Source organism: Klebsiella sp. TF21-TM (assembly GCF_019753495.1).
GTDB lineage: Bacteria > Pseudomonadota > Gammaproteobacteria > Enterobacterales > Enterobacteriaceae > Klebsiella > Klebsiella quasipneumoniae.
In genome coordinates this window covers 140,067-158,797 of record NZ_JAIJYL010000013.1, presented here as the reverse complement: position 1 = coordinate 158,797, position 18,731 = coordinate 140,067, and the positions used below count along the sequence as shown (strand labels likewise).

The following is an 18,731-nucleotide window of genomic DNA, read 5'->3' as shown; positions in this document are numbered from 1 at the left end:
TCAGCAACGGCCCGCAGGGCGAGCCACGTAGTGGCGAGTCATCCTCTATCACCGACCAAATTCAAAAAGCCTGCTCAATGAGCAGGCTTTTTTGCATCTGTAGCCAGTGAGGATGAGAACCTCCGGGGGCAGGAGGTTCGACTCGAGCGGAGCGAGAGAACGTTGCGTCAGCAACGGCCCGCAGGGCGAGCCACGTAGTGGCGAGTCATCCTCTATCACCGACCAAATTCAAAAAGCCTGCTCATTGAGCAGGCTTTTTTGCATCTGTAGCCAGTGAGGATGAGAACCTCCGGGGGCAGGAGGTTCGACTTGTGTTCCGTAGGCCCGCGCAAGCGCAGCGCCGCCGGGCATCATCAGCGCGCTACAGGCCAAAAACCCCATCAAAATCACAAAAAACGTCTTTATCCCCATTTCCAGCCAGCTGTTCGCTATTTTGTGACATCTTCCATTGCATTTTTTTATCGATGAACAGATCTTTTTTCGCGAAGCTTATGGCTAAATGCAGCATTTTCCGCTGTGCGTTTTAACGTTCACGCTATTAATCGCTCACATATTGGTCACATAGTAAGAAATTTTTCTCATTTGCTGGCATTGTTTCCCACTGGGTGTCGCACCTTAATAAGGTCTTTATTCTGCATATTCGCCTGTAGCATAAATTTCTCTGCTGAAAATAGCGTCTTGAAGTTTTTTTAATCTTTGCCTGCCGTTTCTCACGCTGGATGTAAAACCCGGCTGGCTGTATTGACGTTTCCCCATTCTGTTGACAGATTGTAGGGCATGAGGGGCATTTCATGGAGAATCCGTACTGCAACTCAGTCGTTTTTGCGAAAGGAATCCCCATCTCTCTCTACGCCTTCGGGCACCACCGACCGGACCGGGTATATTCTAAATAGTTCGCGCTGCGGGAAGGCGGCAAGTTTGCGAATCCCCAGGAACATAGATAACGATGTGACTGGGATAATCGAGCGCAGCCAACGCATCCGTGGTTCGAAATATGACGAATAAAAATAAATAAAGGTCTGGCGGATATATGCAAACAACATCACAGTTTTGGAGCAGAATAATGAGTATTTCCTTGAAGAAATCAGGGATGCTGAAGCTTGGTCTGAGCCTGGTCGCCATGACCGTCGCCGCCAGCGTGCAAGCGAAAACCCTGGTTTATTGTTCAGAAGGCTCGCCGGAAGGCTTTAACCCACAGCTCTTCACCTCTGGCACCACCTATGACGCCAGTTCCGTACCCATCTACAACCGCCTGGTCGAATTCAAAACCGGTACGACGGAAGTTATTCCGGGACTGGCTGAGAAATGGGAAGTTAGTGCGGACGGAAAAACCTATACTTTCCACCTGCGTAAGGGCGTGAAGTGGCAGGATAATAAAGACTTTAAACCAACCCGTGACCTGAACGCCGATGACGTGGTGTTCTCCTTCGATCGACAGAAGAATACCAATAACCCGTACCATAAAGTTTCTGGCGGCAGCTATGAATACTTTGAAGGGATGGGGTTACCAGACCTGATTAGCGAAGTGAAGAAAGTGGACGATAAAACCGTCCAGTTCGTCCTGACCCGCCCGGAAGCGCCGTTCCTCGCTGACCTGGCCATGGACTTCGCTTCCATTCTCTCTAAAGAGTATGCCGACAATATGCTGAAAGCCGGCACGCCGGAAAAAGTAGACCTCAATCCTATCGGTACCGGTCCATTCCAGCTGCTGCAGTACCAGAAAGATTCCCGCATTCTGTATAAAGCCTTCCCGGGCTACTGGGGCACCAAGCCGAAGATCGATCGTCTGGTCTTCTCCATCACCCCGGATGCCTCCGTGCGCTACGCCAAGCTGCAGAAAAATGAGTGCCAGGTGATGCCGTATCCTAACCCGGCGGACATCGCGCGCATGAAGGAAGATAAAAACATTACCCTGCTGGAACAGCCGGGTCTGAACGTCGGTTATCTCTCCTTCAACACCGAGAAGAAACCGCTGGACGATGTGAAAGTTCGTCAGGCGCTGACCTACGCGGTTAACAAAGAAGCGATCATCAAAGCGGTTTACCAGGGCGCAGGCCAGGCGGCGAAGAACCTGATCCCGCCGACCATGTGGGGCTATAACGACGACGTCAAAGACTACACCTACGATCCGGAGAAGGCGAAGCAGCTGCTGAAAGAAGCGGGCCTGGAAAAAGGCTTCACTATCGACCTGTGGGCGATGCCGGTACAGCGTCCGTATAACCCGAACGCCCGCCGTATGGCGGAGATGATCCAGGCCGACTGGGCCAAGATTGGCGTCCAGGCCAAGATCGTCACCTACGAGTGGGGCGAGTATCTGAAACGCGCGAAAGCGGGCGAGCACCAGACCGTCATGATGGGCTGGACCGGCGACAACGGGGATCCGGATAACTTCTTCGCGACCCTGTTCAGCTGCGCCGCGGCGAAAGACGGCTCCAACTACTCGCGCTGGTGCTATAAGCCGTTTGAAGATCTGATTCAGCCGGCCCGCGCCACCGACGACCACAACAAGCGTATTGAACTGTACAAACAGGCTCAGGTAGTGATGCATGACCAGGCTCCGGCGCTGATCATCGCTCACTCCACCGTTTACGAGCCAGTGCGTAAAGAAGTCAAAGGCTATGTGGTGGATCCGCTGGGTAAACACCACTTCGATAACGTCTCTGTCGAATAATAAGCACGATGCCTGACCCCCTCTCCCCGTGTGGGAGAGGTGGGGGGCGTATTCCCGCTATTCCGGGGAATGCTTTTGTGAGCAATACAGACGCCCTGTCGCCAGGCGGGGCGTCACTAGAGAGAATCCGGGTTATGTTGCAGTTTATTCTCCGACGTCTGGGACTTGTCATCCCGACATTTATCGGTATCACCCTTCTCACCTTTGCCTTCGTCCATATGATCCCCGGCGATCCGGTGATGATTATGGCGGGCGAACGTGGTATTTCCCCCGAACGTCACGCGCAGCTGCTGGCCGAAATGGGCCTTGATAAGCCGCTGTGGCAGCAATATGCCCACTATATCTGGGGCGTGCTGCACGGCGATTTAGGCATCTCGCTGAAAAGCCGCATTCCCGTGTGGCAGGAGTTTGTCCCACGCTTTAAAGCCACCCTTGAGCTGGGCGTCTGCGCGATGATCTTCGCCGTCGCCGTCGGCATTCCGGTGGGCGTGCTGGCTGCGGTAAAACGCGGCTCCATCTTTGACCACACCGCGGTGGGCCTGGCGCTGACCGGCTACTCGATGCCTATTTTCTGGTGGGGCATGATGTTGATTATGCTGGTTTCGGTACAGCTGAACCTGACGCCGGTCTCCGGGCGCATCAGCGATACGGTGTTCCTTGACGATACCCTGCCGCTGACCGGCTTTATGCTGATCGACACCGCCATCTGGGGCGAGCAGGGCGACTTTATTGACGCCTTAATGCATATGATCCTGCCCGCCATCGTGCTGGGCACCATTCCGCTGGCGGTGATCGTGCGTATGACCCGGTCGTCGATGCTGGAAGTGCTCGGCGAAGACTACATCCGTACCGCGCGCGCCAAAGGCCTGACCCGGATGCGGGTGATTGTGATCCACGCGCTGCGTAACGCGATGCTGCCGGTGGTCACGGTGATTGGCCTGCAGGTGGGCACGCTGCTGGCGGGCGCCATCCTGACGGAAACCATTTTCTCATGGCCTGGTTTAGGCCGCTGGCTGATCGACGCGCTGCAGCGTCGCGATTATCCGGTGGTGCAGGGCGGGGTGCTGCTGGTGGCGACGATGATTATCCTCGTCAACCTGCTGGTCGACCTGCTGTACGGCGTGGTGAACCCGCGTATCCGGCATAAGAAGTAAGGGGCCATCATGTCACAAGTTACTGAAAATAAAGTTATCGCTGCACCGGTGCCCATGACCCCGCTGCAGGAGTTCTGGCACTATTTCAAGCGCAATAAAGGGGCGGTGGTTGGTCTGGTGTACGTGGCGGTGATGATCATTATCGCCGTGTTCGCCAACTTCCTCGCCCCGTATAACCCGGCGGATCAGTTCCGTGATTCGCTGCTGGCGCCCCCGTTCTGGCAGGAGGGCGGCAGCCTGGCGCATCTGCTCGGCACCGACGACGTGGGCCGCGATATTCTGTCTCGCCTGATGTATGGCGCGCGCCTGTCGCTGCTGGTGGGCTGCCTGGTGGTGGTCCTGTCGCTGATCCTCGGCGTGGTGCTCGGCCTGGTGGCGGGCTATTTCGGCGGGGTGGTGGACTCGATCATCATGCGCGTCGTCGATATTATGCTGGCGCTGCCGAGTCTGCTGCTGGCGCTGGTGCTGGTGGCTATCTTCGGGCCCTCCATCGTCAACGCCTCGCTGGCGCTCACCTTTGTGGCGCTCCCGCACTATGTGCGTCTGACGCGCGCGGCGGTGCTGGTGGAGGTCAACCGCGACTACGTGACCGCCTCCCGCGTGGCGGGCGCCGGGGCGATGCGCCAGATGTTCGTCAATATTCTGCCTAACTGTCTCGCGCCGCTGATCGTTCAGGCGTCGCTGGGCTTCTCTAACGCCATTCTCGACATGGCCGCGCTGGGGTTCCTCGGCATGGGCGCGCAGCCGCCGACGCCGGAGTGGGGCACCATGCTCTCCGACGTATTGCAGTTCGCACAGAGCGCCTGGTGGGTGGTGACCTTCCCGGGCGTGGCGATCCTGCTGACGGTGCTGGCATTTAACCTGATGGGTGACGGTCTGCGTGACGCGCTCGATCCCAAACTGAAGCAGTAAGAGGTTCGAGATGGCGTTATTGAATGTAGATAAATTATCGGTGCATTTCGGCGATGAAAACGCGCCGTTCCGCGCCGTGGACCGCATCAGCTATAGCGTGAAACAGGGCGAAGTGGTCGGCATCGTCGGGGAGTCTGGATCCGGTAAATCCGTCAGCTCGCTGGCGATTATGGGCCTGATTGATTACCCCGGCCGGGTGATGGCGGACAAACTGGAGTTTAACGGCCGCGATCTGCAGCGCATCTCTGAAAAAGAGCGGCGCCAGCTGGTGGGGGCGGAGGTGGCGATGATCTTCCAGGATCCGATGACCAGCCTCAATCCGTGCTATACCGTCGGCTACCAGATTATGGAAGCGATTAAAATCCATCAGGGCGGCAATAAGCAAACCCGCCGCCAGCGGGCCATCGACCTGCTGAACCTGGTGGGCATTCCCGATCCGGCGTCGCGGCTGGACGTCTATCCGCATCAGCTTTCCGGCGGGATGAGCCAGCGCGTGATGATCGCGATGGCCATCGCCTGTCGGCCAAAACTGCTGATTGCCGATGAACCGACCACCGCGCTGGACGTGACCATTCAGGCGCAGATCATCGAGCTGCTGCTGGATCTGCAGCAGCAGGAGAATATGGCGCTGGTGCTGATCACCCACGACCTGGCGCTGGTGGCCGAGGCCGCGCATAAAATTATCGTTATGTATGCCGGTCAGGTGGTGGAGACTGGCGATGCGAAGGATATTTTCCGCGCGCCGCGCCATCCATACACCCAGGCGCTGCTGCGCGCGCTGCCGGAGTTCGCCCAGGATAAAGCGCGTCTGGCGTCGCTGCCGGGCGTGGTGCCGGGGAAATATGACCGTCCCAACGGCTGCCTGCTGAACCCGCGCTGCCCCTATGCTACGGATAAATGTCGTAGCGAAGAGCCGGCGCTCGCGGATCTCACTGGCGGCCGCCAGTCTAAATGTCACTACCCACTCGATGATGCCGGGAGGCCTGGATTATGAGTACGCAAAAGGCCGCCACGCCACAACCGCTGTTGCAGGCCATTGATCTGAAAAAACACTACCCGGTGAAGAAGGGGTTATTCGCCCCGGAACGGCTGGTGAAGGCGCTGGACGGCGTCTCCTTTACCCTTGAGCGCGGTAAAACGCTGGCGGTGGTGGGGGAGTCGGGCTGCGGTAAATCGACCCTCGGTCGTCTGCTGACGATGATTGAAATTCCCACCGGCGGCGAGCTCTATTATCAGGGGCAGGATCTGCTTAAGCACGACCCGCAGGCGCAGAAGCTGCGGCGGCAAAAAATCCAGATTGTGTTCCAGAACCCCTACGGTTCTCTGAACCCGCGTAAAAAAGTGGGGCAGATTCTGGAAGAGCCGCTGCTGATTAACAGCAGCCTGAGCAAAGAGCAGCGCCGCGAAAAAGCGCTGGCGATGATGGCGAAAGTGGGCCTGAAAACAGAGCATTACGATCGCTATCCGCATATGTTCTCCGGCGGTCAGCGCCAGCGTATCGCCATTGCCCGCGGGCTGATGCTCGATCCGGACGTGGTGATTGCCGATGAGCCGGTCTCCGCGCTGGACGTTTCGGTACGCGCTCAGGTGCTGAACCTGATGATGGATCTGCAGCAGGATTTAGGACTGTCCTACGTGTTTATCTCCCACGACCTGTCGGTCGTCGAGCATATCGCTGATGAAGTGATGGTGATGTATCTCGGCCGCTGCGTGGAGAAGGGCACCAAGGAGCAGATCTTTAACAATCCGCGTCATCCATACACCCAGGCGCTGTTGTCGGCGACGCCGCGTCTGAACCCGGACGATCGTCGCGAGCGGATTAAGCTGACCGGCGAGCTGCCGAGCCCGCTGAATCCGCCGCCGGGCTGCGCCTTCAACGCGCGCTGCCGCCGGCGCTTCGGCCCTTGCACCCAGCTTCAGCCGCAGCTGAAGGATTACGGCGGCCAGCTGGTGGCCTGCTTTGCCGTCGACCAGGATGAGAATCCGCAAAAGCCCCACGCCTGATGGCACGCTCCCGGTCCGATGACCGGGAGCTTCTCTCCCGCCGGAGATGAAATCCGACGATATCGCCTTTTATCGCAGTGAATGCCACGCTCTCGGAGCATTCTTCGTCGATTATCCGAAAAAATAAGACTTTCAGTCCATTTTTATAGAATTAAAGAGAAATTAAAATGGTTCAGGTTTATTCTTTCGCTTATCTGACGCTATGATTCTATCATCGCGAAATACCTTTATATAAAAACGAATGGGAAGCGCGGTGGTTGCGGGGCTTGAGGATGTACGCATACCTAAAAAATGGGGCTATTCTTCTCAAAGGGAAATGTTAGTGTAGCGATACTTCTGCCGTGGAATCACACCGAAAATCAAAATCTAAACTATTATAACCCTGTCAATCGTGTGTATTGGTACGTCTCCACCGGCGCTTTTTCTGCCATACCAGAGACGTCACGATATTTTAAATATACCCAGAAAATAACAACAAACTTAATATGAAATTTTTAAAATCATGAGGTTATCAATGAACCATTATGATGATCTGCAGCGCTTTCAGGAAAAAACGCGGACGCAAAACCTCAAATTTCAGGATCTTTCATCGCAAGCCGCTACGCGGGAGCATGGAGACTGGGCGATCCTCAATCAGCTGAATCCCGGCGCAGAGAAACCCTCTTCCCTGGCGCTGGGAGGCTCGGTCTCCGCGCCGTTGCCGCAGTCGGTGCCTGCGGATCTGTTCCGCCAGGTAGAGGCGGCCGTAGCAGCGGCGCCAGCCTCTGATCCTGTTGCGTCTGCCGCGCCAGCGGCCCCGCAGCCGGTCGTGGAGACCGCCGGAGCCGCGCCGGAGCCGGTCAGGCAGGAGCCTGCGGTGGCCCCTGCGCCTCCCATCCCGGCGCCTGAACCGGCAATGGCTCCGCCGCCGAGAATGGCCCCCCGACCCGCGCCCGCCGCCGAGAACTATGCCCATCTGTTCGCGGCGAAAAGCGCAGAGCCGGTGACGAAAAATAAAGACCAGCCTTTGAAATCACTTCTGGAAAGGATCGCAACATGCCGTTGATTTGCGTCTGTTCACCGAAAGGTGGCGTAGGGAAAACGACCCTGGCGGCCAATTTAGCCTATGCGCTGGCGCGGACCGGCAGCAAAGTTCTGGCGCTGGATTTTGACGTCCAGAACGCCCTGCGTTTGCATTTTGGCGTGCCGCTGAACGATGAGCGCGGCTACGTGGCGAAGGCGCTGGAAATGCACGACTGGAGCCAGTGCGTGCTGAGCGCCGGCAGCAATATTTTCGTCCTGCCGTATGGCGAAGTGAGCGAAGCGCAGCGTCAGGCGTTTGATGAGCAACTGACTCACAACGACCATTTTCTCCAGCGCGGTCTCTCCGCGCTGCTGAATTATCCCGGGCTGATCACCATCGCCGATATGCCGCCAGGGCCTTCGCCGGCGCTAAAGGCGCTGACGGGTCTGGCGGACCTGCATCTGATCCCGCTGCTGGCGGATACCGCCTCGATGTCGACCCTGGCGCACGTGGAAAAACAGCGCCTGACCGGCGCGGCGCTGAATGACAAGCATGGGCACTATTTCGTCATTAACCAAAGCGATAGCCGTCGCCAGGTCAGCCGGGACGTCACCAGCCTGATGGAAGAAAAACTGGGCGAACGACTGCTTGGCATTGTCCATCGTGATGAAAGCGTGGTGGAGGCCAATGCGTCGCAGAAGTCGATTCTGGACTTTAACGCCTCCTCGGCAGCGGCCTTCGATATTGAAATTATTGCTAAAAAAATATCTTCGCTGTTGGGTATCCATATTGGCGATGGCACGGTGCACAGCCAGCCACGCATGTCAGGGCTTTAACTTATTGCAGGGCTGCTGAATGAAAAAATCTCTTTTTTGGTTGCTGGCGCTGGTGCTCTCTCCGGTCGCCGTGCTGGTAGTGATCACGCCGATGGACAGCCAGAAGCAGTACATCTTTGGTCTGCTGAGCATTGGTATTCTGTTTCTGATGGGTTTCAGCAAACGGAGCAGCATCTCGGTGATTATGGTCGTCGCTTCGCTGCTGATGTCCACCCGTTACATGTATTTTCGCCTCACGCAGACCCTGCACTTCAACTCAGCCATTGAAACCATTCTCGGCATGGGGCTCTTTCTGGCGGAAGTCTATATCTGGGTGATGCTGCTGCTTAACTATCTGCAGACGGTCTGGCCGCTGAAGCGCGGCATTGTTCCGCTGCCGGATGATATGAGCAAGTGGCCGACGGTCGATATCTATATTCCGAGCTATAACGAACCGCTGGAGGTGGTGCGTGACACCGTCCTCGCGGCACAATGTATTGATTATCCAAAAGATAAAATGAAAATCTATCTTCTGGATGACGGTAAGCGCAGCGAGTTTGCCGTGTTCGCCGCCGACGTCGGGGTGGGCTACATCACCCGCAACGACAACAAGCACGCCAAAGCGGGGAACCTCAACCACGCGCTGACCCTGACCCAGGGAGAGCTTATCTGCGTCTTCGACTGCGACCACGTCGCCACGCGCGTGTTTCTGCAGGCCACCGTCGGCGGCTTTCTGAAAGATCCGATGCTGGCGCTGGTGCAGACGCCGCACTACTTCTATTCCCCGGATCCGTTCGAGCGCAACCTCTCCGTCGGGCGCAATATCCCGAACGAAGGGATGCTGTTCTATGGCCCGATTCAGCAGGGTAACGATAACTGGAACGCCACCTTTTTCTGCGGCTCCTGCGCGGTGATCCGCCGCGAGGCGCTGGCGCAGATCGGCGGTTTCGCCGTCGAAACGGTCACCGAGGACGCCCATACGGCGCTCAAGTTCCAGCGCCTTGGGTGGAAATCGGCCTTTCTCGATATTCCGCTGGCGGCTGGCCTCGCCACCGAGCGCCTGGTGGTGCACGTTATCCAGCGTACCCGCTGGGCGCGCGGGATGACGCAGATTTTTCGCGTCGATAACCCGCTGTTTGGCCGTGGGCTGACCTTCCAGCAGCGCTTGTGCTATCTCAGCGCCATGCTCTACTACCAGTTCGCGCTTCCGAGGGTGGTGTTTGTCACCGCCCCGCTGGCTTACCTGCTGTTTAACCTCAATATTATTTACTCATCAGCGAGCCTGATCGTCTCTTATGCGCTGCCGCACCTGTTTCTCGCCATCTACGTCGGTTCGCGAATGAACGGCCGCTATCGCTACAGCTTCTGGGGGGAAATCTACGATATTGTGCTGGCTTTCCACCTGGTGCTGCCGACCCTGGTGACGATGATTTTCCCCAAGCGCGGCAAATTCAACGTCACCGATAAGGGCGGCCTGCTGGACGTCGGGTACTTCGATTTCACCGTGGTGCGCCCGCATCTGGTGGTGGCCTGCCTGCTGGCGCTGGGGGTGATCGTCGGCATCGTCCGGGCGATTGGCCATGACTACTTTGGCTCGGACCCCAACGTTATCGCCCTCAACGTCGGATGGGGGATCTACAGTCTGATCTTCCTGCTGGCGGCGATTGCCGTAGCGCGCGAAACGCGGCAGGTGCGCAAAACCATTCGTATCGATGTCGATATTCCGGTGGTGATCCATTACGCCAGCGGCATCGTTTCCCGCAGCCATACCGAGGATCTGTCGATGGGCGGCTGCCGCGTGGTGGCGCCGGATACGCGCCATCTGGAGGATGATATCGAAGAGATTGAGCTGATCCTGCAGTCCGGGGCTATTTCGATCCCGGCGCAGCTGGTCACCTCTGACGAGCGCTTCCTGCGCCTCAAGTTTGATGAAGATATTCCGCTTTCGCGCCGGCGTGAACTGGTGCGCGTGGTGCTGGCCCGCGCGGATGCCTGGATTAATCCGCCGCGCCCGCAGGATAACCCGTTCCGCTCCTTCTTCACCATTTTACGCTGCGTGTTCGAACTGTTCTGGCTGACGTGGAAAACCCGTCGCAGCCAGCGCAATCGGGCAACAGTGGCGAAAACGGCGCAGGAGGATGGCACGTTATGAAGCGATTAACGACGCTGGCGCTGCTGGCAGGGATGCTCTCTGCGCCTGCGCTGCACAGTGAAGAACCGGGCGCCGCCGCCCCGCTGAGCTTCCCGCAGCTCAACGGCGCGGCGGACAGCGAGCCAGGCGACGAACCCCCGGCTGCCTCGCCGGAGGAGGGCGCCTCTCCGGCAGCCCCCGCCACCGACGGCGATGCGGCGGCGACGGCCCCTGCGCCGGAGATGCCGGACTTACCCCCGCCGGTGAGCGGTACGGCCGCGCCGGAGGTCATTCCTGTCGCCCCGGTCTGGGGAGGCGACCTGAATCTGGCGCAGATGGGGATGCCGGACGGCATTATCCTCAGCGGCGGTCAGCGGCAGGGGGGCGTCAGCTTTACCCTGCCTTCCGATCAGGTGGTGATCCATTCGCAGCTCAGCCTTGCCGTTCGCGTATCGCCGGAAATGGCGAGCCGCAACGCCACCCTGCAGCTGATGCTCAACGGGCAACCGCTCGGCACCCTGCCGTTGGGCGCCGATGGCGAGGATGTCTCCCATTATCAGCTGGATATCCCGCCCGCGCTGATGGTCTCCAGCAATAATCTGAGCGTGAAGATCAACGATGGCGATACCCTGCAGTGCCAGCGTGACATTCATGATTCGTCGCGGGTCACGGTGCTGCCCACGTCGCATTTCAGCTGGGAAAGCCAGCAGTTGAACATCAGCGACGACCTGAGCCACTTCCCGCGTCCCTTCTTCGACAGCATGCAGATGACGCCGGCGGACATCGCCGTTTCCTATGGAGCGAAGCCGTCGGCCGACGTCTTCAGCGCCGCGGCGCTGGTCTCCTCCTGGCTGGGTATCCAGGCGGACTATCGCGGCATCGCCTTCAGCGCGCTGCGCGACCGCCTGCCGGAACGCCATGGCATCGTGATTGGCCATCCGGGCGAGCAGGTGGGCGGTATGACGCTGCCGGAAACCGATAAGCCGCTGCTGCGCATCATCGCCAATCCCGCCAATCCGGCCTATAAACTGCTGTTGATCGTCGGCAAAAACGATACCGCGCTGCGCATGGCAGCCTGGCGGTTAACCCGCGGCAACTTTGCGCCGCAAACCGCGACGCTGGATGTCGAGCCGCAGACTATCCCGGTTGGCAAAGCGTATGATGCCCCGCGCTGGATCCCCACCGATCGTCCGGTCAGGCTCAGCGAACTGCTGCGTAAGGATCAAAGCCCGACCGTCAGCGGCGTCTGGCATGAACCTTTACGTATCGCCTTCCGCGCCGCCCCGGACCTCTATCTGTGGGATGGCGAGACGATCCCGCTGCAGGTTGGCTACCGCTTCCCGTCGGAAAACTGGATCAATGAGGATAAGTCCCTGCTGAGCGTCACGCTCAATGGCACCTTCCTCAACAACCTGCCGATGAACAAGCAGGGGCCGCTGGAGAAAGTCTGGCGCCACCTCGGCGGGGATGCGCGCCAGGAGCGCTTTACCATCCCGCTGGCCCCCTACCTGATCTACGGCGATAACCAGCTGTCGATGTACTTCAATGTGGTGCCGAAGGACGATGTTCCGTGCCAGGTGCTGCTGAATAACAATATCAAGAGCCGCATCACTGACGACTCCTGGATTGATTTGAGCAAGACGCGACACTTCTCGCTGCTGCCAAACCTCTCCTATTTCGTCGGCGCCTCGTTCCCCTTCTCGCGGCTGGCGGACTATTCGCAAACGACGCTCCTGCTGCCGGCGGAACCGTCTGAGACCCAGGTGGCGACCCTGCTGAATCTGGCCGCGCGCTCCGGGAATGCGACCGGCACCGCGCTGGCGAATAACCGCGTCGTTCTCGGGATGCCCAACGGCGGCGGGGATTTGCAGTCGCTGCGCGAACGTGACGTGCTGGCGGTCACCGCTCTCGATCAGCAGGCCTTCAACCAGAGCCTGCTGGCCGATTCACCCTACCGCCCGGTGGATAATGTGCTGAGCGTCCGCGAGCCCGATCTGTGGCAAAAAGCGCAGCGCCGGCTCACCGGCGACTGGACCTCCGCCAGCCTCGACGCCGATCGCTACTTCTCGTCCAGCAGCGCCTGGCGCGGGTTTATCAGCTATCGTTCGCCGTGGAACCCCGCCCGGCTGGTGGTGGTGGCGATGGCCAGCAATGATGATCAGCTGGCGCGACTGAAAAACGATCTGGACTCACCGCGCATCAACGCCGGGATCCGTGGCGATACCGCGGTGATCACCAGCGATAACGGGGTGCGCAGTTTCCAGGTGAGTACGCCGTTCCCCAGCGGTCAGATGCCGTGGTACATGATGGCGGTCTGGTATGCCAGCCAGCACTCCGGTTTCCTCGCCCTGCTGGGGCTGATTGCCACCTCGATAATGGGACTGGCGCTGACCGCGATGTTTAAACGTCACGCCCGTAAGCGTCTGGGTTCGGGGGATAACCAATGAAAAGAAAGATAACGATAACGATGAAAAGCTCCCGGCGGCTCACCACATTCTGCCTCACCGGCGCCCTGGCTCTCGGCGCCTCTGGCGGCGCGCTGGCGGCGGGTAACGACGCGGCGCTGCAGGCGCTGTTCGCCCAGGCCAACTATTGGCATGAGAAATCCCATGACGAGCTGGCGATGGAGTCCCTGCAGAAGGTGCTCTCGGTGGATGCCAACAACACCCAGGCGCTGTATCTGATGGCGCTCTGGTCGCAGCAGGGCGGCGATATGCAGGCGGCGGCGCAGTGGCGCGCGCGGCTGGCGAAAGCGGCGCCGGATAGCCCGGGCCTGCAGGATCTGGACAACGCCAAAAAGATGTCGCAGGTGCCGCAGGGCCAGCTCAGCCTGGCCCGCCAGCAGGCGCGCGGCGGCAATATCCCCGGGGCGCTGGCGACCTGGCGCAGCATGTTCAATGGCAATACGCCGCCCGCCGGGCTGGCGGCGGAATATTACCTGACCATGGCCAGCGACAAATCGCTTTATCCGCAGGCCATCAGCGAACTGCGGCAGTACGTGGCGCAGCATCCGCAGGAGAACGCCCCGCGGGTGGCGCTGGGCAAAGCGTTAACCTGGCGGGAAGAGACCCGTCGGGAAGGGATCGCCCTGCTCGAACCGATGGCCAGCGGCAATAAAGAGGCGGACAGCGGCTTGCGTCAGGCCTTGCTCTGGCTGGGCCCGCAGGCCGGGGATGAGCAGTATTACGATACCTGGATGCAGCGGCATCCGCAGGATAGCGAAGTTCAGAATTACTTTCGTGAACGGCGCAGCGGTCAGGCGCGCGGCCAGGGCTACGCCAATCTCAACAGCGGCAATACCGCTGCCGCGAAACAGCAGTTTGAAGAGGTATTGCAGACCAACCCGCAGGATGCCGATGCGCTGGCGGGCATGGGCTATATCGCCCAGCGCAGCGGCGACTACCAGGCCGCGTCACAATATCTGAGCCGGGCGGCGGATCTCGGCGGCGACGCCTCGGCGACCCGCCGTCAGCAGGCGGCCGATGCCTTGTTCTACGGCCAGCTGGCGCAGGCCCAGCAGGCCTATAAGCAGGGCAATATCAGCCAGGCGCTGGCGCTCTCCGCGCCGCTGGCGCAGCAGAGCGGGGCGCGGGGCGCCTCGGCGAAGCTGTTTCGCGCCGATGTGCTGCGGCATAACAAAGATTTACCCCAGGCCGAGCAAACGCTGCGCTCACTGTTAAACGACGATCCGCAGAATGCGGCGGCGCGGGAAAACCTCTACTACGTGCTGCGCGAGCAGAATAAATCCGCCGAGGCGCAGGCGATGCTGCAGACGCTGCCGCAGAGTCTGCAGCAAAAACTGCAGCCGCGAGTGGTGGCCGGCGTCCCGGGCGACGCCCTGCGCCGTCAGGCCCAGGCGCAGGTCAGCAGCGGTAACCCAGCCGGCGCCATTGCCACCCTGCGCCAGGGCGTCGCCCGCTATCCGGACGATCCCTGGCTGCGTCTCGATCTGGCCCGACTGCTGCAAAAATCGGGTAACACCAGCGAGGCCTCTTCGCTGATGTCGGCGGCCTATCGCCCCGGCGCCAGCAACAGCGCGCTGTATGCCGCCGCGCTGTTCGCCAGCGAAAACGGCGCCTGGCAGCAGGCGCAGACGCTGCTGTCGCGCATTCCCGGCGGCAGCCAGACCAGCGACATGCGCGATTTACGTCAGCGGGTGAACTACAACCTGCAGCTGGTGACGGCCGAAAACTACCTGGCGCAGGGCAATACCATCGCCGCCAGCAATACCCTGCGGGCGATGGCCTCTACGCCGCCGAAAGCCCCGGCGGACGCCGGCAAGCTGGCGCGGCTGCTGGCCGAGAGCGGCGACCTGACCACCGCGGTATCGCTGGTGCGCAACAATATCAGCGGCGGGGTGTCCGGCAACGCCGGCGATTACGCCGATCAGATCGCCGTCCTGAACCAGGCCGGGCTGACCGGCGAGGCGCAGAACCTGATCAGCAATCCGCAGCTGCAGGCCAGCAGTACGCCGACGCAGCTGGCGAGCATTCGCAATGGCTATGTGATCAACGAGGCCGATCGCCTGCGCGAGCAGGGCAATTACGCCGCGGCGTATGACAAGCTGATCCGCGCCATGCAAAGCGATCCGCAAAACACCGATCTGATGTTCGCCATGGCGCGGCTGTACCAGAGCGGCAAAATGAACAAAGAGGCCGGGGTGGTCTATGACTACCTGATGACGCGCGATACGCCGAACCAGGATGCGCGCGCCGGGGCCATCGACGTGGCGCTGTCGGCGGGGAACAACGATCGCGCTGAACAGCTGGCCGGCGGCTTGCGTCAGGATAACTCCCCGGATCGCCTGCTGCTGCTGGCGAGAGTGGCGGAGGCCCAGGGTCATCATCAGCAGGCGATGACCTACCTGCGCAGCGCCCGCGGCAAACTGCTGGGCATGCAAAGCACCAACAGCAGCGAAACGCCGACCGTCGGCGGGGTGCTGGCGGCGGATAACCCCTTTATCGGCGTGTCGCAAACGTCGGCGCCGACGCGGACGGCCTCCGCCTACGGCCAGTATATGCCGTGGCAGGTCGCCCAGTCGGCCGCCGCGCCCGGCTCCTCGCTGCCGGGGATCCAGCGCACCGATTTGCCGGTGGACACCGCCCAGACGCGGATGCTGCGCCAGGTGGACACCATGATGGAGTCGCTGCAGGAGAAAACCGGCAGCTGGCTGCAGGGGGGAATGGACGTGCGCGGACGCGACGGCGAATCGGGCACCAGCAAGCTGACGGAGCTCAGAACGCCGCTGACCTGGTCCTCCTCGCCGTTTGGCGACTCGCGCTTTGACTTTACCGTCACCCCGGTGTCGTTAAACGCCGGGACCGCCAGCGGCGACGCCTGGCGTCGCTACGGCGCCAACCCGCTGGCCAATGCGGTCTCCAATATGGTGAGTACCGCCACCAGCGAGCAGGCGGCGATCGCCGCGATGACCGAGGCGGAGCGGACGGCCTATTTTGCCAGCAATCCGGGCGCTGAGGCGTTAAGCGGCCTCGGCACCCTGAACGCGGCGGATTTCAATCCGACCACCATCAGCGGGATGGAAAACCTGGCCAAGCTCGGGAGCTATGATTCGGGGCAGGTGGCCAGCTATCTCTCCTCGTCCAGCCGCAAGCCGAACGTTGACCAGACCAGCGGCTCGACCGATTCGCAGAAGGCCAACGGCGTCGAACTGGCGCTGGCGCTAAGCGGCGACGATTACCGGGTCGATATCGGCAGCACGCCGCTGGGCCAGGATCTTAATACCGTTGTCGGCGGGGTGAAATGGTCGCCCAAGCTGACCAACTATCTGTCGCTGATCCTCACCGGCGAACGCCGCTCGCTGACCGACAGCCTGCTTTCTTATGTCGGTCTGAAGGATGCCTATTCCGGGAAAAACTGGGGGCAGGTGACGAAAAACGGCGGCACCCTGCAGCTGAGCTATGACGACGGCGATGCGGGCTTCTACGTTGGCGGCGGCGGATACAGCTATCTCGGACAGAACGTCGCCAGCAACACCAGCATCAATGCCAATGCCGGGGTCTATCTGCGGCCCTATCATGACGAATACCGCCAGCTGCAGGCCGGGTTGAGCATGAGCTATATGGATTACTCCAAAAACCTCAGCTACTTCACCTATGGCCAGGGGGGCTACTTTAGTCCGCAAAACTACGTCAGCGTGTCGCTGCCGGTCAGTCTGACGGAGAAATATGATAACTGGACCATGAAGCTCGGCGGCTCGGTGGGCTACCAGTCTTACAGCCAGGATAAGAGCGCCTATTTCCCGACCAATTCGGAGTGGCAGCAAACCCTGGAGACGGCGGTAAGCAACGGGTTTGCCAAGGAAGCCTACTATTCCGCGACCTCGAAGAGCGGCATCGGCTATACCCTGCGCGCCGGGGCGGATTACAAGGTCAACAAACAGATGACGCTGGGGGGCCAGATTGGCTATGACACCTTCGGGGATTATAACGAAAGCACCGCCGGGCTCTATATTCGCTATATGTTAGGAGATCATTGATGATGACGGAGAACAATAACCCGGTGGTGATGACCTGGTTTCAGCAGCAGCAGACGCCTGCCGGATGGTTCGATCTGTTGATTATTATGGTCGAAGGTATGCTCAATAATGCCGGCGAGCTGGAGAGCCAGCCTTTCCTGCGTCAGATGGGCGCCTCGCTGGCGGAGACCCATCCGCTGCCGGCGTCGGAGACCGTGGGGGAGCTGGAGGCGAATATCAACCGGCTGCTGACCCATTTCCACTGGGGGGTGGTGACCATCGACGTCGGCGAGGACGGCCTGCGCCTGCGCCATCAGGCGTTGCCGGTCAGCCGCGACGACGCGGGGCGCGTGCGCTGGTGCAACGCGTTCTGTGCCATACTCGAGGGGTTATATTCTCGCTGGCTGCAGAGTCAGGGAGGCAGTGCTCACGTGATATTGCAGCGTGAGCGGGTGTTCTCCGTCTCTGACGTTCAGTTTCTTTACTACCATCCATAAAGAGTGAATTTATGCCCCTGCGTGCTTTAGTGGCGGTGATAGTGACAACGGCAGTGATGCTGGTGCCCCGGGCGTGGGCGGATACGGCATGGGAGCGCTATAAGGCCCGTTTTATGATGCCGGACGGTCGTATCATTGATACCGCCAATGGCAATGTGTCGCATACGGAAGGCCAGGGCTTCGCCATGCTCCTGGCGGTGGCGAATAACGATCGCCCGGCGTTCGACAAACTGTGGCAGTGGACGGACAGCACCCTGCGCGACAAGTCTAACGGGCTGTTTTACTGGCGCTATAACCCGGTGGCGCCGGACCCGATCGCCGATAAAAACAACGCCACCGATGGCGATACCCTGATCGCCTGGGCGCTGCTGCGCGCGCAAAAGCAGTGGCAGGACAAGCGCTACGCGACGGCCTCCGATGCCATCACCGCCTCCCTGCTGAAATATACGGTGGTGACTTTCGCCGGTCGCCAGGTGATGCTCCCGGGGGTGAAGGGGTTCAACCGCAACGACCACCTGAACCTTAACCCCTCCTATTTCATCTTCCCGGCCTGGCGCGCTTTTGCGGAGCGGACGCACCTGACCGCCTGGCGGACATTGCAGAGTGACGGGCAGGCGCTGCTGGGGCAGATGGGCTGGGGGAAATCGCACCTGCCCAGCGACTGGGTGGCGCTGCGGGCGGATGGCAAGATGCTGCCGGCCAAAGAGTGGCCGCCGCGGATGAGCTTCGATGCGATCCGTATCCCGCTGTATATCTCGTGGGTCGATCCGCATAGCGCCTTGCTCGCGCCGTGGAAAGCCTGGATGCAGAGTTACCCGCGTCTGCAAACCCCGGCGTGGATCAACGTTAGCACTAACGAGGTCGCCCCGTGGAATATGGCCGGCGGCCTGCTGGCGGTGCGTGATTTAACGCTTGGCGAACCGCAGGAAGCGCCGCAGATTGACGACAAGGATGATTATTACTCCGCCAGCCTCAAGCTGCTGGTCTGTCTGGCGAAACAGGATCAGCGCTAGCGCGGTGATGGCTTTGCAGGCCTCTCAGCCCGTATGCCTGCGGGCTGAGAGGGAAG

Annotated in this window: 11 protein-coding genes, 1 other RNA gene and 2 pseudogenes; all 14 read left to right on the top strand. The window is 60.1% G+C overall.

Features of this window, described 5'->3' with window-relative positions; all coding sequences use genetic code 11:
* The first annotated feature begins 92 nt into the window (after positions 1-92).
* Positions 93-225, top strand: a non-coding RNA gene (locus K5R89_RS14630) — RtT sRNA.
* An 838-nt stretch (positions 226-1,063) separates the two neighbouring features.
* Complete coding sequence (dppA, locus tag K5R89_RS14625) at positions 1,064-2,671, top strand: dipeptide ABC transporter periplasmic-binding protein DppA (RefSeq protein WP_217259322.1); 1,608 nt, start codon at positions 1,064-1,066, stop codon at positions 2,669-2,671.
* A gap of 134 nt (positions 2,672-2,805) precedes the next feature.
* On the top strand, positions 2,806-3,825 hold the full coding sequence (gene dppB, locus K5R89_RS14620) for a dipeptide ABC transporter permease DppB (protein WP_002921786.1): 1,020 nt from the start codon (positions 2,806-2,808) through the stop codon (positions 3,823-3,825).
* A gap of 9 nt (positions 3,826-3,834) precedes the next feature.
* A complete protein-coding gene (dppC, locus tag K5R89_RS14615) occupies positions 3,835-4,737 on the top strand; it encodes a dipeptide ABC transporter permease DppC (RefSeq protein ID WP_032454328.1) in 903 nt (300 codons plus the stop codon).
* A gap of 10 nt (positions 4,738-4,747) precedes the next feature.
* On the top strand, positions 4,748-5,731 hold the full coding sequence (gene dppD / locus K5R89_RS14610) for a dipeptide ABC transporter ATP-binding protein (RefSeq protein ID WP_217259323.1): 984 nt from the start codon (positions 4,748-4,750) through the stop codon (positions 5,729-5,731).
* Positions 5,728-6,741 (top strand): dipeptide ABC transporter ATP-binding subunit DppF, encoded by a 1,014-nt coding sequence (dppF, locus tag K5R89_RS14605; RefSeq protein ID WP_023291307.1) that lies wholly within the window; start codon positions 5,728-5,730, stop codon positions 6,739-6,741. The genes dppD and dppF overlap by 4 nt, the downstream gene beginning before the upstream one ends.
* Positions 6,742-6,759: 18 nt before the next feature.
* Positions 6,760-6,939 (top strand): annotated as a pseudogene (locus K5R89_RS14600) (hypothetical protein).
* 316 nt (positions 6,940-7,255) lie between these two features.
* Positions 7,256-7,786 carry a cellulose biosynthesis protein BcsO gene (locus tag K5R89_RS14595; protein ID WP_217220277.1) on the top strand — a complete coding sequence of 177 codons (531 nt, stop codon included), beginning with the start codon at positions 7,256-7,258 and terminating at the stop codon, positions 7,784-7,786.
* 1 nt (position 7,787) lies between these two features.
* Positions 7,788-8,580: pseudogene (locus K5R89_RS14590) on the top strand (cellulose synthase operon protein YhjQ/BcsQ).
* Between the two features lie 19 nt (positions 8,581-8,599).
* Positions 8,600-10,711, top strand: coding sequence for a UDP-forming cellulose synthase catalytic subunit (gene bcsA, locus K5R89_RS14585; protein WP_217220276.1), 2,112 nt, complete (start codon positions 8,600-8,602; stop codon positions 10,709-10,711).
* A complete protein-coding gene (bcsB, locus tag K5R89_RS14580) occupies positions 10,708-13,137 on the top strand; it encodes a cellulose biosynthesis cyclic di-GMP-binding regulatory protein BcsB (protein ID WP_065812604.1) in 2,430 nt (809 codons plus the stop codon). Before bcsA ends, bcsB begins: the two co-directional genes overlap by 4 nt.
* Positions 13,134-17,186, top strand: coding sequence for a cellulose biosynthesis protein BcsC (locus K5R89_RS14575; RefSeq protein WP_217220274.1), 4,053 nt, complete (start codon positions 13,134-13,136; stop codon positions 17,184-17,186). The genes bcsB and K5R89_RS14575 overlap by 4 nt, the downstream gene beginning before the upstream one ends.
* A complete protein-coding gene (gene bcsD, locus K5R89_RS14570) occupies positions 17,186-17,662 on the top strand; it encodes a cellulose biosynthesis protein BcsD (protein WP_004204979.1) in 477 nt (158 codons plus the stop codon). Before K5R89_RS14575 ends, bcsD begins: the two co-directional genes overlap by 1 nt.
* Positions 17,663-17,673: 11 nt before the next feature.
* Complete coding sequence (locus K5R89_RS14565) at positions 17,674-18,675, top strand: glycosyl hydrolase family 8 (protein WP_217220273.1); 1,002 nt, start codon at positions 17,674-17,676, stop codon at positions 18,673-18,675.
* Positions 18,676-18,731 lie beyond the last annotated feature (56 nt).

Coding starts and splice junctions, on each gene's coding strand:
- dppF (WP_023291307.1), top strand. CDS start 5,728: ATGAGTACGCAAAAGGCCGCCACGCCACAACCGCTGTTGCAGGCCATT.
- K5R89_RS14565 (WP_217220273.1), top strand. CDS start 17,674: ATGCCCCTGCGTGCTTTAGTGGCGGTGATAGTGACAACGGCAGTGATG.
- bcsB (WP_065812604.1), top strand. CDS start 10,708: ATGAAGCGATTAACGACGCTGGCGCTGCTGGCAGGGATGCTCTCTGCG.
- dppA (WP_217259322.1), top strand. CDS start 1,064: ATGAGTATTTCCTTGAAGAAATCAGGGATGCTGAAGCTTGGTCTGAGC.
- dppB (WP_002921786.1), top strand. CDS start 2,806: ATGTTGCAGTTTATTCTCCGACGTCTGGGACTTGTCATCCCGACATTT.
- bcsD (WP_004204979.1), top strand. CDS start 17,186: ATGATGACGGAGAACAATAACCCGGTGGTGATGACCTGGTTTCAGCAG.
- K5R89_RS14595 (WP_217220277.1), top strand. CDS start 7,256: ATGAACCATTATGATGATCTGCAGCGCTTTCAGGAAAAAACGCGGACG.
- dppC (WP_032454328.1), top strand. CDS start 3,835: ATGTCACAAGTTACTGAAAATAAAGTTATCGCTGCACCGGTGCCCATG.
- K5R89_RS14575 (WP_217220274.1), top strand. CDS start 13,134: ATGAAAAGAAAGATAACGATAACGATGAAAAGCTCCCGGCGGCTCACC.
- dppD (WP_217259323.1), top strand. CDS start 4,748: ATGGCGTTATTGAATGTAGATAAATTATCGGTGCATTTCGGCGATGAA.
- bcsA (WP_217220276.1), top strand. CDS start 8,600: ATGAAAAAATCTCTTTTTTGGTTGCTGGCGCTGGTGCTCTCTCCGGTC.